The sequence below is a fragment of the Pirellulales bacterium genome, from assembly GCA_033762255.1.
GTDB lineage: Bacteria > Planctomycetota > Planctomycetia > Pirellulales > JALHPA01 > JANRLT01.
In genome coordinates this window covers 126,805-141,928 of sequence record JANRLT010000007.1, presented here as the reverse complement: position 1 = coordinate 141,928, position 15,124 = coordinate 126,805, and the positions used below count along the sequence as shown (strand labels likewise).

Sequence of the window (15,124 nt, the reverse complement as noted above, 5' to 3'; positions counted from 1 at the left end):
ACGTATCACAATTTAGGTTAACCCCGCGGATTGTACCTCGTACACCTCCTGGTCGCGCAGCTTTTGGTCGCACCAATCCACCGTCTGTTGCAGCGACAGCGCGTAACTCTCCCACGCCACGCGCTGGCCATCAAGTTCATAGGTCGGCTTCGGTGAAAAACGTAAATCCGCAAGCTGCTGCAAGCATAAGCTCTTGATCAACGCGTATTGTTGAGTATCTGTCATGGGCGGTGTGAAGGATGAAGTAATAGAGAAGTGGAGAACTGTATTCATCTCACTCCGTGAGATGTTTTATGCTTTATAGTCCATGCTTAGAATTGCAGCACGCGGGGAAGAGTGCGCTGATTACGCTGGCACGTATTACATGTCCGCGCACCGCTTGTCCCACCCTCGATTTCGAAAAACCATATACCATACACCGTAAACTAAACTCCCAGCCAACGCTCCGCCGCGCGGTTGGCGCTCTGGCTGAGGCCGGGACCAAAGGCGAGTTGCTGGCCAAACTGGTATTGGCCCATCCCTTGAACAATCGCCCCGGTGATAAATGCCCCCAGCGCGACTTTATCCCGCGCCGGTACATCGTCAAACCAGGTATTCGCCAGACCGCTTTGGACCGTCAAGCCCACGGCCTGCCCATTGAGGCGCAGGGCATAACCATCGGTCCCGCCCGTCGCTCCCCGCCAATTCAGCACATACCGCTGACCCAGGGTTAACGCCGAGTTGCCAATCACAAAGCCATTCGGCGCGCTTTGGTTGCGTATTCGCAGGCGCGGCGTTAGCACATTGGATGTGTCCTTGTAAAATAAGCTAAACGCATAACGGTCCGTACTGCCGCTAACTCCGCTGGCCAATAGCCCGTGATCATAAGGAGAGCCGGGCGCGCTTTCGAGCGCGAGGGGGACCGCCACTTGCAGCAGATCCCCCGTCGGCGCGGTTAGCCAATCACTGATTGTGCCGCTAAGAAACTGCCGCCCATGCGTGCGCCAACCGGGTTTCCCCGTGATCTCGCTTTCCGACCAGCGGGGGGCGGTGCCCAGCGGAGCGGTTAGCACCAATTGTCGCGGTCCGCGGTCGCGTACCTCGGTGGTTAGTAAACCGCTGGCCACGGTCCCATTTTGTTGTTGCAAGGTTAACCCAGATGGGCCAGAGTCCGCGCGCGCGCCGCTGGATTCTTGCAATTCCCACGCCGCGGCCGGCGCGGCTAAGCCAGAAATCCCCGCGAGTTGGGCATGGCTGTGTCCCGCGCCGGTGTTATATAGCGCGCTGGCCTGCGCCGCGGATAAGGCCACGGTCCACAAGCGTAATCGCTGCATACCGGCGTCCAGTTCACGACCGGGCAAGCCCGCGAACCGACCCACCTCCAGGGGGACCGTCGGCAAAAAGAGCGTGGCGGGAATGGTCCCGCTAAAGGTCAACGACTGAGCCACGCCATCCAGGTAAACCTTCAGTCGATCGGCGGAGGTAGCGCCACCGCCGTTATAGACGACGACACATTGGGACCAGTCGGCGGCCAATGTCGCTTGGGGTGTCACGCCCGAGGCGATTACCGAAAAGTTGGCGTTCAGCGCCAGGTAGACCTTGATGGAGTTGCCGCCGTTTACTCCATCGCCGCTACTAATATTCCAGCCTCCTCCCCCGCTGGTGTTATATGACCCATGGCCGACATAAGCGCGATCCAATCCCAGGCTGACGCTATTTTTCCAGAACTCCACCGTCAAGGCTGTCGTGGCCTGCAAAGGGGCCGCCGCGGGAGTGCTCAGGTACGCGCCCGTCGCGCGGCGAAATTCGGCCACGCGGCTCAGCCGCATGCCATTCGTCCAGCGGGGATCCAGCCAAAGCTGTAATTGCCGAAAACGTCGCGGATCAAACGCTCGCGCTCGAAGCTGCAAATGGGATGGGGGCATGGTGGGGGTATGGAGGAATGGAGTATGGCTTTTGGTTTTTGGTAAGGAGGGTCTAGCGACAAACGGTATTGAATTCTTGCGGGCCAACGGCCGGACCTATCCCAGCCTAGGGCAAGCGCAGCGTCGCCCTAGGTTAGATTAAATTCAAAATGGCAGGGCCAACGGCCCGATTCATCGTCTACAGTGGTTGCAGCAATGGAGTGTGGTATTTGGCTGTTGATATTTAGTAAGGAGGATTTCGCGACGAACGGTATTGAATTCCGAGCATAACTCTTTCACAAATCTGAAATCAAATCACCCCTTGAGCACGACTTCCACGCTGCCTGTGGTGTTCCCCACCAACCTCAGCGCGCCAACCGCGGCCACGGCCTCGGGCAAGGGATGGCATTGCCCAGCCGCCACGGTCCAGGCCGCCGCCAGGCCCTGCGCATCATATAGCGGCAGATACGTTCCCCCCGGCTCGCGCGCGGCATAGGGGGTCAGTGTGGTCAGGCCAGAACCCGAGGGGATCAGCACCGATCCTGCCGCCGCCTCTCGCAGGTCCAACTCGGTACATTCCGCCAATGTGGCCGAGACATTCACGTTTATAAAAGCCAGCGTGGCTCGTCGAATACGCATGGTTGCTCCTTTGCAAAAATTTGCAGTGCAGATTATCGTGCGGGCGATAGCCCGCGTTTGGTGCGGCAGCAACCGAGGGCTAGCGCCCAGCGGCTGATTTGCCCTACTCGAATCTAACGCTTTCACAACTACTTGACCGTCACGGCGGACAAGGGACCGACCTGGTCCCTTGTCCGCGCTGACACGGGAGCCGCGTTAAGGGGCGGAACATTTGATAACGCAGCGCGGATTGAGTACCGCCGCCGCGCCCCGTTCGCTGGCTTTAAACCGCAGGACAATATCCTGGGCAAAGTCCGCCTCGCTGCCGACCGCGGATTGAGTCACGGTGATCGGCCAATTTTCCATATAGGCAAACGCCTTGCGAAAATCGCCCAGATACCAGTGCTTTTTGGCTGTGTCCGCCGCCACGCCACTAGCGACCAACCGCCGATACGCCAGGCGGCTGTCATACACGCGATAGTTGGCCAGCGGGTTGGGCGCGCGGGTGTTGCTGGATCCATCGGCTTGTTCGATAAACGTGGCTCCGACGACCCGTTGCGCGATGTGGCGATAGGCGGGCATGACCAAAATGCTATTCGCCTGAATCAGGATCGGCTCGTTGGTGTTGGGGTCGAGCATTTCGGCCAGCAGTTGTTCGGCGGCGTCAATATCCGTCCAATCGACCAGCTCATTCGTGGAAAGGACATTCTTCCAGGGCGTGCTGGTTTGATAAGTGTTATGACTTGCACCGCGCCACTTGTAGTTGTTCGTCACGCCTAGCGCGACATCCAGCAAGCGTTTTTCTTTATTGAGGCCCAGGATTTCGCCCACTTCGCCGGCCCGCTGCAACACCAAATGCGTGCGGTCAAAAAAGATCGCCTCGCGCGTGACCGGCACGATCAGGCCCCGTTTGGCGGTGCTGGGCGTTTCGATATAATCCTCGCCAAAGCCGGCATGGGGGTAGGGCATGCCGGGGGCGATTTCCGTCACGCTGTCGGCCAGATTCGCCGCGCCGGGGAGCTTTTCGCCATCCAGACGAGTAGGAATGGTCTCGACCAGCCGCGACATGACAAAGCTTTCGTGGCGGTAGGCATCCAGGATGCGGTTGTAGATGATTTGGCCGGTCACGTTGAGGAACGCCGTCAAGTCGACGCCGTCACCCGCTTCCAAAAGCGCCACGCCGGCGCTCTGCCGCGGGTCAAGCGCGCGGACCCATTCCCCCCCATCGGGGATCAGGCTTTCCGCCAGATCGCGCAGGGAAAAATCCGTGGGTTGGAGATGCCGTTCGGTCAATGCCGCTCGTAAATGCGATACCGTGGCCGCCGGCCCATCAAGGTCATAACGACGTTTCAGTTCACGATAGGAAATAGTCATGGAGTCGTAGTGAAGGTTGGAGAAATGTGATCATCACACTCCGTGTGATGAAAATGAAAAAAGGTTGCTCCTCGAAGGGATAAATGATTGTTCTGCCTCAAAAGCCCTTCATGCAGATCCTCTCACGGAGTGAGAGGAATACGTAATCATCACACTCCGTGTGATGAAACGATTTTGGTTTATGGATTTAGTTGCAAAATCTGAAATTGGAAATTTGCAAATCTCAAATCTGCTTACGCCACGGGTTGCGGGCCGCCATGCACGACGGTGCTGACGATCTCGATCAAGGCCTTGGTCCCCGCGGGAGAATTTCGCTGCACGCAGCGTCCGACCGCCAGATTGACCGTGGCGACGGTTTCGATTTGCTGGTTGAGCAGCGCGGTTCCGCCGGAGTTTTCGCTGGCTCCAAAGAGCGCGCCGACCTCGCAGGCGGTGGAGGGGCAATCAAATTCAAAGACGCCCCGCGTGGCCACGCGCACCGGCGCGGTATCGCCCGCGCGGGACCGTTGCAGGGCCACGCCGGCGAACTTGTCGTGAAAGGCTTCTTGATTGGCGGCTTCGGTGCCGGCATCGGCCTGGGATCCGGCTGGTTTGGCGTCATCGGTATCCAGATAAACCAAATCGCCAATCTCAATCACTGTGGCCGAATCAACCGGCAGCATCACCGGTTGCGTGTCGCCATAACGCCAACGCATCATGTTTGCCATAAAACAGGTTCCTTAGAGTAAAGTGTGCAGTCAGAACAAAAGAATTTTGGATCAGACATCTCGCAGCAAATTCAGCCCGCAGCGTAAGCAGGGGAGATAATCATTCAGCCCGCAGCGTAAGCAAGGGACAACGCCAGCCATTTCGGCGACAGAGTCACCAACAGATCCCTCGCTGACGCGTCGGGTAATATCGGGGACAGAGTCGCCTCCTACAGGTCCCTCGCTGACGCGTCGGGCTAAAATCACCGCCCCGCCATAAGCAACGCCCTGGCGAATGCCTTGCCCCGGCTGGTTGTCGATATTTCCGCGGGCCCTCCCGGCTCAGACCCTTGCTCGCGCGAACGGGGAAGGTTAAGAAAAACAGCGCTCTTGCATGGTTCCCAGGCAGAGGATCCTTGTGTGGCAAGCTCCGTCCCCCAACGCCGCGCCTCCCACAATAGCTCCGCGCGGGCGCGGACCAGTTCCCGCACATCCTCGTCACACGATGCATTTTCCAGGGCCTCTAGCCAGGCATCATCCACAATCGCCCGCGCCGGCCCACGGGCTTCCGCGGGATCGGGCAAACCCGCGGAGCGCAGCGCGCGGGCGATGAGCAAGCGCCGCCGGGCCAGGCGTTCGGCGGTTTGGGCAGATTGCAGTTCCGCCTGCAAACGCTGATTATCGGCCTCTAAAAGCGCGAGTTGCGCGGCTGGAGCGATAACCTCGAGGGTTGGAGAAGGCTCCGCTTCAAACAGGCCGCGCGTCGTGGCGGGATCAGCCACCAGGTCCACGCTTTGCACGGATAAAATCTCCTCCACGATCAGCGTCTCTCCCTCTCGCCGCGTGCGCGCCATGACATTATGCGACAAACCGACCTGGCTAGGCGCGTGCTCGGCATCCCATAGCAGTTGTTCCGCCAATGGATGCCGGGGGTTGTAGCACAAATCGGCGTACAAGCCCCGCGCGGGTTCGTAGCGGACATTTTGTAAATGCCCCAACCGGTCTTGGTAATCGCGTGGACCGTGCGGCGCCCCCTTGGGGTGGTTGATGTTTACCTTGCCATTGGCATAGAGGGGGACGGCTTGTTCGAGCGCGGTCGGCGTGTATTGCCGTCCGTTGGTAGAGTTTAAACCAAGCACCTTTACTCCGCGCAGGCAATTCGCCGCGCGATCGATCCGGCTGGTGGCGGATAACGCCGCCGCGTATTCAATCAAGTTTTCTGAAGTGGACATAGTAGCTGTGAAAAAAGGAAAAAGTAAGTTGATAGTCCGAGGCGGCGGCGAGGGATCTGTAGGAGGCGACTCTGTCGCCGATAGGGGACGTGTTGACACAGGCTGACGCTGTGGGCTGATGTCGCGTCTCTCGTCTCTCGCCTCCCGTCTCTCGTCTCCCGCCTTCCGTCCCTTGCTAACGCTGCGGGCTAAGGCACTGCGGGCTAATACGCGCCGGGCTTAAATTGCCGCGTGGGCTTTCCGTAAGGCTTGTTCCTGGTCATAGTCCAAGCCCGTCTGCTGCGACCAGGTTTGCGCGGACAAGATGCCGCTTTGATATTCAATTCTGCGTCGTTGTGTTTCTTGCAGTTGATCGCGCACGGCCAGCGATGGCGGCACGGCGGTAATTTCGCACAATTCCAGCGTGTCCCGCGGCAGACGGCCCGCCGTGATGGCCGTTTGCAGTGCTTTTTCTAGCACGACCTGGTCAGCCGCGACTTGCTCCGCCTGGAGGCGGGCGAACATGCGCATCGCCGGACCTTCGGCGATCATCGTCGAGCTGTAGTTTGCGTTGGAGGCGTCGCTCGTTAGCATAAATTCTGGCATGACCAGCCGGCTGGCAATCGCCCGCAGTTCCGCCTGCAATATCGCGACATAACTGCCGGCGTTAAGTTGCGCGGCGGGAAATTCATATTCAATGCTGCCGGGAGCGTCCAAGATGGTCCCCGGCGAAAAATGCTGCCATGTTCGGCTGCGCGCACCGCCGCCACTTCCCATGTTCGGCGCGGTGGCATCGGCTTGTCCCGCCACAAAGGCCTCCACTCCGCCGCGTCCCGCCGCCCGATGCTTGCGAATCAACGCGATTGCCGATTGAATCTCGGCCACGGTGCTCATGTTCCGCAGCAGCTTTTCGGCACGGCGCAGATTCTTGCGTACTGGATAAAATAGCGGCATCCCGCGCAGCACATTGGCATCGACCCCTAGCTTGCGATGCTGAATTTCATCCGCGGGAACGATGCTCCCGTCAATCAAATACGCTTGTACGGTCTCAACATCCTGGGGGAGAGTCATGATCCCCAGCCGCACACCCGGTTGCGCGGCATAGCGGGGGGGCGTGGCCACCGCGGCCGGTTCGACAAACCGCAATTGCAGGACACCGGCGGGACTGGTAAAGAAGCGCAGAAAGACCTCGCCATCGCGGTCGCGGCGGCGAACAATCTCGGCCTGGCGCAGCGGCCACTGATTTTCCCGCAAGAAGCGATTCAGCTCTTGCATCGCGTCCAGTAGCAGCGTCCGCGCGGGCTGCTGGCCGCGAACCGCCGTCACGCGATAAGAATGCCCCGGCCCGACGATAAAGTTAATCCGGTTTTCATGCCCATTGATGGCAAATTCATTAGTAAGGGCCAGCATCCGGCAATGATTGCGGGTTTCTTGTAACTGCGCGGCGGATGGGATCGTCATGTCGCCAGGCGCGGCATCACTGGCGAGCGGCAGCCAGGCGGCGGAGGCATCGTCCAGGAACGGCTCGTGCGGATCGACCAGGGTGTCGAGTAGCGCGGACCAAGCTTCGGTCAGGCGTTGGGAAATTGGGGAGGGCATGGTGCAGTAGTGGAGTATGGAGAAATGGAGTACGGAGGAGTGGTTTTAGGAATATGGTTTTTGGTTGCTGGTATTCAGTAAAATGGAACCAGACATTAACGTGACTCTGTTCATGTGGGCCAACGGCCCAATGCATGTTCTATGTCGTGTCATTCTGTGGGACATCGCGGTCGTGAAGTAATGGCCCGAGCGTTGATTATTTCGGCTTGTCCCCCCACGGACTTGTCTCACCTTGCGGACTTTTATCCCCTTAGTAGATTGCCTCCCAGGCCGTCGGCGGCTGGTTCGGTTAACCATTCGCAGGCCAGGCGCAGGGCCAGTTCCGCCGCGTCGGGTCCGTCGTCATGCGCGCCATGCGGAAAGTCCCGCAATTGCTCGACCAGCAGCTTTGTGCCGGGGCAATTTGCTAAAAACCGTGCGCGCTGCTGAGCAAGCAGCGGCCCCCAGCGACGGATGCGCACTACCTTGGCCAGGGTGTTTTCAACGGGGATCACGGGAATGGCGGGGAGGCCCTGGCGGGTCAGCTCGGCAATCAATTGCGCGGCCAGTAGTTCTTGAAATTGATTGGCCTCGATGCCTAGCACCTGGGGTTGAAACTGCCGGTACCAGGCGATGCCATCGGCGACCAGGATTTCGGTGGTACGGCGCGACAAGTCCGCGGCCACATAGACCACACCGCGCGGATCGATCGCCAGACGCACAATGGCCGAGTAATCTCCAACGCGGTCCGTGCGTCCCTTGCTGGGATCAATGGCGATCGCCCGCACCCGCGCGTCGCGTGGCCATTCGTCAAACCACAGATGATCGCCAAAGTATTCGGCGGGCCATTCGCAACTGTCGGGGTTGGCGGGGATATTTTGCTTTTCGCGGTCAAACGCGACGCGGCCCCCTTCGCACCGCTGCCGCATCAGCGTGTACAGGTCTTCCTCGGCGGGCCACAAGAGTTCCACGCCCGCCTCCATCTCCGCTTGATGTTCCTCATAATATCGCAGCGCGTCGGCCGCCGGATCGGGCAGATCGCGATTGCAATAAATCCGCTCCCAGGCCGCCCAGAGATCCATCCGCGTGGGCCACTTTTCTATAGCGGCAAAGGTGCGTGACTGCCAGCCGGCGGTGCGCGTCAGCTCGAGCGCGAGCGCGTCCCGATGCAGCGCCGTCGCCAGATTGACGATGTTTGTCCGCTTGGTTCCAGCCTTGAGCAACATGCCAAAGAACCAACGGCGGGAAAGCTCGCGCAATCGCGGCGACAAGGCATGCCCATCATTTTGTAAATCATCGCAGAGTATCAATCCGGGGCGGGCGGCGCGGTGGCGTTTGCCCCGGACGCGTTGACCGGTGCCGATTGCCTCTAGGGTGACGCCATTGCGCAGTTGCAGTTGCATCGCGCGCCAGACTGGTCCCGCGCCGCAGGTCACGGGGTACGCGCGTGCCAGGCGTGTGTTGCAGGTTAGCTCCGCCCGCAGATTGGCCAGATGCCCGGCGGCCTGAGCGCGGGTGTCGCTGACAATCCAGATGAACGGCACCTGACCGGTTAGCGCCGTGCGCAGGACATAGGCCAGCGTAACCAGCGTGGATTTTGCCGCGCCGCGGGGAGCCAGCACATTTAGCCGCCAGCCATTGTTCCGCGGTTGATCCAACCATTCCGCCAGCCAGGTGTGCAGATGCGACGGCGTCCGGCGAAAGTGCTCTGGCAGATAGTATCGCCCCCAATTCAGCAGATTTGCCTCGCGCTGACGCCGCCGCCGCGTACCGCGCGATCGCTTTCCGACGATAAGCCGTTCTTGCCATTCGGACTGTATTTGCCCTAGCAATCGGCGTTGCATAGAGTTGAAAAATACCATAGGGAAACGCGGAGAAAAAGTTGCGAGCCAGAATAAGTGCCGTCCGCACTGAAAATGTAAAGGGGTTATTCTTAATGCGGTCCATGCGCGGTCATCAATTCAGCTAATTGACGTTCAATACGCTGCCGCGTGCGTGCCTGGGGTATTTCGGCGGCCAGGATTTTGACCAGGTGCTTGACAAATCGAGCAAGTTCCACGCGGGTGAGTGTGTCAGCCTTGCGGGGACCGTAGCGCGCCGGATACATTCGTTCGAGCGCCCAGGCCGCGGCGCGCCACTGTTTGGGATCGCGGGCGGCGGTGAATAAGCAAGTCAGCGTGTCCAACTGCGGCCGCAACTGGTATTGCCGCAGTTGCGTGGCAAACCGGGGATCGGCTTTTGCAGCGGCTTTAATATCCTTGACCAGGCAACCACAATGGTCGGCGGCCATTTTAAGCGTTCCCCCCACGGCCAAGATGGTGCCGATCGCTTGCTGTTTGGCCTTGGTCAATTTGCCCGCCCCGGCGGATTCTGGCATGCGTATTCTCCCGCTGGTGCGTTGTACTCATCACACTCCGTGTGATTCAGGTGTCTAAAAAAACAGCGGTCATTACGGGAAATCATGCTTGTTTTATAGTAAATTCCCGCTGTTCCTCTCACGGAGTGAGAGGATTACACTCGCCCACATAGCTAAATGTTACCGTGGGTCGTCCGTATGAACCGCGAAACGTTCCTTCAAATGCGGGCGACCCGCGTTGGCCATACTTGTAAACCGCCGTGCAACGCCAGCAGGGCGAGCGGCGGCAATGCGCGATCAGCGCCGGATGCGCGCCGGAGATGTTCATCCGCAGCCCCTGCCGCTGGTAGCCCGCGGCTATCGCCTCCGCCAGTCGCATCCCCAGCCCCAGGCCCTGGAAGTCCGGCAAGACCACCAATCGCGTGATCCGCCATAGCCCGCGGTGGCCAAGCGCCGGTAACACCGCGCAAAATCCAACGGGCCGCTTATTCCACAGGGCGACATAACATCGCGCTTGTGGCGATAACTTGCCGCTTAGATAGTGATGGTGGCGAAATAACCGCCAGGCTCCGTTGTCATAACGATAGATCTCGCAACTGATGGGGGGCCGCCGAAGCGACCTCCGTGCGAATTGTCCCGTCCCCATATCCAACGTCCAATCCGGCGCAAGCCACACGGCCACGTCGTCATGGCAGGTGACCGCGACAAATCGACAGCAAAGATGCTCCCGGCGTATCGCTTTTGCCACTGTCGCCGCCACCATCCGCGCCGCGGTCCGATCAATCGTGCTAGAGAACTCGTCGTAAACCACCGTCGGTATCGGCGGTGGGTCTTTTGCCACGGATGTCATTTTGCCGGGTTCGGCGACCGACTTGGCAAAAGCATGCGCCAAATCACACCGAAAGCGCTGCCCGGTGCTTAGCACATGATACGGCTTGAGCCACGCCGGAATGCTCCCTAGCCCCACGGCGGTTAGCAACCGCGCGAGCTGACGGGTGGTTAACTCGCCCAGGCTATCGATGATGGCCCTGTCGCGCGGCCAATCAGCCGGGGTGGCAACACTTTCACCAAATAACTGCCGAGCGACGCTAGATTTGCCACTGCCCGAGGGACCCGTGATTAGCCCGATTCGCCAGGGCCGCCGGAGGTCGGGTAAATCACACACGATGCATTCAGTTAAAGTCTCCGCCAATGTCAGACCATACTGGCCGGCGATTTGTCGCGTGCGAAAGGAATCGGCCAGTGGCGTCTGCCGATGCAGGTGCAATTGCAGGGAAGGCAATAGAGGTTCAATAGGCATCATTAATGGTCCCTGGCTAACGCTGCGGGCTGAAATGTGGCGGGCTAAGTGAATGCGATCAACCGCAAGCGGTGCCCTTGCGCTTTTAATTGCGCATAGAGCGCGGCTTGTGTGGGTTCGTCGGGACATTCAATCACAATCTGAAACAATTGCGGTATGGTTTTCTCAGACTGGATACGCTGATGAGATTTGGGTAAAGGCTTTTTATTGGACCTTGTACCGGCATGATTCACGCATGTCATCGCGATGATTCTCTTTCTATGAGGTATATTGCTTGCGATTCCTCGACCACGCCAGCATTTATGTATTTGTGGGAGGCGTATCGCTTTTCAGCAGTTTGGCCAGCAATTCGCGCAATTGCGACAGCGACTGTTCATCGAGTAATAACCGCTGGCCGCGGGCCTTGCGCCATTGACGAACAAGCGCCGCCAGCCAAATGCCGATCGCCGCCAGTCCGGCCCAGTTAAAGCCGAGCGTAAAAAACGAGAGTAATGCTTCCCAGGGAAAGGTTTGCAGGTCAGCCTGCAAGAGCGGCAGCAAGCGGCGGTCGAGCTTGGTTTCGATGCGTCCTTCGCTGGTGGTGATGACCGCCGGCAATTCGCCGGGGGAAATGGGATATTGCGCGGCGTCGCGAATATCCAGCAGCCGCACGATCAGGCCGGGGCGTTCTTTTTGCAGCCGCTGCAATACCGCGCGGACGCGCGCCCAGGTCCGCTCATCGGTCATACTGTCGGCGAATTTGTCGACAATGACGACCGCTTCGGGGTGTTGGGGGAACGGACCGGGGACAGCGGGAGCGATTCGCGGCGCGGGGGATGGTGTGGGAGCGGGATCAGGTTGCGGCGCGGGACGCGCGTCCGGATCCACCTGCGGAGGAACGACCAATGGCCCTGGCGCCGGATCATGAGGTAGCGGTTCGGGAATCGCGGGAGGCGCAAATGGAGCAGGCGCTGCGTTGCCGAGGTCGCTCGGCTCATCGGGAATCAACGTGTTGGCAGTGATTAAGGGGAGGTGATTGCTGGACCGCGTATTTGCCGATACGCCGGTTATCAGCGCCGCGTCAGCCGGGGTTGCCTGGTGTTTGGTGGCATAGTCGGTGATCGCCGTGCGGAGTTGCCGTGCCAAGGCGGCGGCATCACCGCCATAACCGGTCTTTTGCAGGACGACCGTAGCCGCTGGGCCATAGCGGCCGTTGCGGGGGGGTTGCACCAAGAGCGTGGGATAACCCCGCAACCGAATTTTTTCCCATCGCCAGGCCTGCGTTTCATCCTCGCGGGCATACACATTAAAGTGAGCCCAGGACTCTGGGGGTTTGGCGGGCTGGACAAACGCCAACAGCCGGGGATCCTGGCTCAGATCGGTCAATAATTGCTGACACGGCGGACAATTATCCTGCTTAATGACGGTGATAAACCATTTGTGGTCGTCATCCGCGGGGGGTGCCAGCGCCGCAAGCGCGGTTTCGGAAGCGGCGCTTTCGGTGGATTGTGCGTCCCCTGTTACATACTCGACGGTATCACCCCGACGGTGAATTTCTTGAACGTCAATTTCCGGCCCCGTGGTGACTTGGGCCGCAAGTTGCAACAGGGGAACAAACAATAAGCAGCAGAATGTGAGTCGCATGGGAAGAAAGTGGATGGTGGTTAGTGGGTAGTGGTTAGAAATGGAGTAGAGGAGATGTGGAGTAGTAGATCGCCGCTGGTTAGCGCAAACCTACCACCAGCGGCGATACTGCGGCACGGCTGGACTGGCCGGAGCATCTAGGATCACCACCCAGGGACCGCCACTGGCATGCAGGCGGCGAAATTGCGCGTCGGAGTAATGATCGATCCGTTGGGGGGAGTTGTTATTGCAGACCTGCCAACTGTTGGTCGCGGGGTCATAGCCGTACAGCGTTTGAAAGTGCGCTGGCCCCGCGGCCATGGCCGCAAATCGGCCCGTCCGTCCCGCCCAACGCAGCCAATCCAGCGTGGTGGCGCCGGTGATGTTGTACAGGGGAATGCCGCGACGACGGGCGTAGTCGCTAACACGGCTGGGCCAAGAGCCGCCGCGGATCGCGGGGCCGTAGGGGGTGTTCCAGAGTAGGGTGCTGGCGGCGGGAATGTTGGACCAGACACCGCACATGCCGATACTGCATTGCACGCAAGAGCCATCGGGATTGCGGTACCATTGGCGGACAGCGGGGGGAAGCTGCATCATTTGCGCGGCGGGCGGAGCCAGGGAAGCGGGGGATCCGGCGCGTATTTCGGCCGCGATGCCAACACGACAACTCCCCGCAAGCACCGCCGCGCCGGCAAAGATGACTTTGATACAGATAAGCGGCCAACAAAGCTGTGCGCGCATGGCGTCCCCTTTTTATGTGGTTGGTGCGGGAGCTAGATTCCGGTCAATGGCGCGTGTGTTTGCCCAAACCGAAATTCAGAAATAGTGCGGGCGACAGCGGTTTGCGGCATAGGCCGCAGGTCGGCCACCATCAATAAATGTACATAAGTACATTTGCAATACGCGTGACTGTAGCACAACCTTTGGCACAAAATCAAACACAAAGGATGGAAAATTTTGAGAAATTTGGATAAGCAATCAGCCCGCAGCGTGAGCAAGGGGCAAACAGCATTTCACCCCGCAACGCCAGCCTGGGAGCAAATTTACCTCACTGTGTTTATCACGATTTTCGTGTTTGGGGCTTTGGCACGAGACTTATAGCTTAAGAGCCAAATTGAGAGTCTCCCAGTAGAATGAATCGGACTTTTGGCCCGCAAAGGGATTAAATGCCCTTGAACCAAAGGGAGTCCTGCCAATGCAAATTTTTGGACAGCACTAAAAGTTTAGGTGTTATTTTTACAAGGCGTCTAAACCTGCTTTACCTGAACACACCACTACCTCAACAAACAACCCAGGGTTGCGCTGCAACCCTGGGTTGATAATAAATGGTCCAAAGAGCGCGGCAGATGAAATTACCGTGGCGGTCTTATCGCCTACGGCCGGGTCAAACGGGCACTCGCAACAAAAGTCCGCGCTCTCCGCGCCACGCTTAGGCGTTGGACGGCGGCGGAGCCATGCCGCCCGCGGGATTCATTGATTGCGCGGCCGCGGCTTGTTGTTGATTCCAGGGGGCCTTGGACCAGTCAATGTTGGATTTGGCTTGTTGCACGCCCGGAGCATGCCATTCAAAGCCGATGGGGCAGCCAGGATTCACCGCAATGCCGATATTGTTATTGAGGGATTGCACAATAAAACCGGCGTGCATGCCCAGGGCATGTTTAAACTGCGGAAATTGTTCGACAAACGGCTTGACCCGTTCGGCGGAGGTAAAGGTGACCACATATTGCTGGCCGTCCCCTCGATTAAAGGTAACCGGGGAGATTTTATTCATTTGGGGCGGATTGCCGGGGTCTTCATTCAGCAGAACCAGCACATGGTTGTTGATGAATTGATTGAGAAAAACTTCCATCTGCATTTTGTTGGTGCAGGCGGCTTCGAGTAATTGTTCGAGGGGCGAAGTGGCAACAAACGCGGGGTTGGCGGGGGTCAGGCCACCCGCTTGATTGGAAGACATCGAACCAGTCGGATTAAATTGTTCGTTGGACATGGAATTACCAGACAGACAAGGAAATGAAAAACCAAAACACGTGGAATATCAACAGGCCCGGAATAACAGCCCAACGCTACATCCCGCCATCCGTGCTTGGTAACGATCCGGTCCGATCCCACACCAAAAATTTAACAGATATTATCTTAAACCCTAGGCCAACGGCTGGCAAATTCGCTGACATAATTTTATGAATGAGACATGCTGGGGGAGCCAGGGTGCCCGTTATAGTCCGCAGATACCGCATAATTGCCGTCTGGCGGACCAATCAGCCGCGGGTTTTCCGCCATGTCGATGGGGCAAATCTAAATCCGGCTTTCATAAAATACTGACAATTTTGACACATTGTAATCGGCATTGACGACTTTTAATGCTCTCCCTATGATCCCCCCCCGCCGGGAAGCCGCGCCGTAATCGTCAATCGCGGTAGTTTGCCATCATCCGCCGCGGGCAGCCACAGGCCCCCTGCTAGCAGGCGGGGGTGGACCGGGGGCGGGGTCTTGAGGAGCGGGATTGCCAAAACTTTGCG

At 58.7% G+C, this 15,124-nt stretch carries 14 protein-coding genes; all 14 read right to left on the bottom strand.

What is annotated here, in order from left to right:
- Positions 1-12: 12 nt before the first annotated feature.
- Entirely contained in the window at positions 13-225 is a 213-nt protein-coding gene (locus SFX18_01710) for a hypothetical protein (GenBank protein ID MDX1961837.1), read from the bottom strand.
- Positions 226-425: 200 nt separating this feature from the next.
- The gene (locus tag SFX18_01705) at positions 426-1,904 is read right to left on the bottom strand and encodes a hypothetical protein (protein ID MDX1961836.1); all 1,479 of its coding nucleotides are present in this window, start codon (positions 1,902-1,904) and stop codon (positions 426-428) included.
- A gap of 294 nt (positions 1,905-2,198) precedes the next feature.
- Positions 2,199-2,522: a hypothetical protein gene (locus SFX18_01700; GenBank protein ID MDX1961835.1), complete on the bottom strand. Its 324-nt coding sequence runs from the start codon at positions 2,520-2,522 to the stop codon at positions 2,199-2,201.
- Between the two features lie 195 nt (positions 2,523-2,717).
- Positions 2,718-3,875, bottom strand: coding sequence for a hypothetical protein (locus SFX18_01695; GenBank protein ID MDX1961834.1), 1,158 nt, complete (start codon positions 3,873-3,875; stop codon positions 2,718-2,720).
- Positions 3,876-4,108: 233 nt separating this feature from the next.
- A complete protein-coding gene (locus SFX18_01690) occupies positions 4,109-4,582 on the bottom strand; it encodes a hypothetical protein (protein MDX1961833.1) in 474 nt (157 codons plus the stop codon).
- 242 nt (positions 4,583-4,824) lie between these two features.
- Positions 4,825-5,793 carry a hypothetical protein gene (locus SFX18_01685; GenBank protein MDX1961832.1) on the bottom strand — a complete coding sequence of 323 codons (969 nt, stop codon included), beginning with the start codon at positions 5,791-5,793 and terminating at the stop codon, positions 4,825-4,827.
- 219 nt (positions 5,794-6,012) lie between these two features.
- Positions 6,013-7,371: a phage portal protein gene (locus SFX18_01680; protein ID MDX1961831.1), complete on the bottom strand. Its 1,359-nt coding sequence runs from the start codon at positions 7,369-7,371 to the stop codon at positions 6,013-6,015.
- Positions 7,372-7,613: 242 nt separating this feature from the next.
- The gene (locus SFX18_01675; protein ID MDX1961830.1) at positions 7,614-9,194 is read right to left on the bottom strand and encodes a hypothetical protein; all 1,581 of its coding nucleotides are present in this window, start codon (positions 9,192-9,194) and stop codon (positions 7,614-7,616) included.
- An 89-nt stretch (positions 9,195-9,283) separates the two neighbouring features.
- The gene (locus tag SFX18_01670; GenBank protein ID MDX1961829.1) at positions 9,284-9,727 is read right to left on the bottom strand and encodes a hypothetical protein; all 444 of its coding nucleotides are present in this window, start codon (positions 9,725-9,727) and stop codon (positions 9,284-9,286) included.
- A 118-nt stretch (positions 9,728-9,845) separates the two neighbouring features.
- Complete coding sequence (locus SFX18_01665; GenBank protein MDX1961828.1) at positions 9,846-11,006, bottom strand: GNAT family N-acetyltransferase; 1,161 nt, start codon at positions 11,004-11,006, stop codon at positions 9,846-9,848.
- Positions 11,007-11,306: 300 nt separating this feature from the next.
- Complete coding sequence (locus SFX18_01660) at positions 11,307-12,629, bottom strand: hypothetical protein (GenBank protein ID MDX1961827.1); 1,323 nt, start codon at positions 12,627-12,629, stop codon at positions 11,307-11,309.
- A gap of 90 nt (positions 12,630-12,719) precedes the next feature.
- Entirely contained in the window at positions 12,720-13,349 is a 630-nt protein-coding gene (locus tag SFX18_01655; protein MDX1961826.1) for a hypothetical protein, read from the bottom strand.
- A gap of 688 nt (positions 13,350-14,037) precedes the next feature.
- Positions 14,038-14,595: an SseB family protein gene (locus SFX18_01650; protein MDX1961825.1), complete on the bottom strand. Its 558-nt coding sequence runs from the start codon at positions 14,593-14,595 to the stop codon at positions 14,038-14,040.
- Between the two features lie 379 nt (positions 14,596-14,974).
- Positions 14,975-15,115 carry a hypothetical protein gene (locus SFX18_01645; protein MDX1961824.1) on the bottom strand — a complete coding sequence of 47 codons (141 nt, stop codon included), beginning with the start codon at positions 15,113-15,115 and terminating at the stop codon, positions 14,975-14,977.
- Positions 15,116-15,124 lie beyond the last annotated feature (9 nt).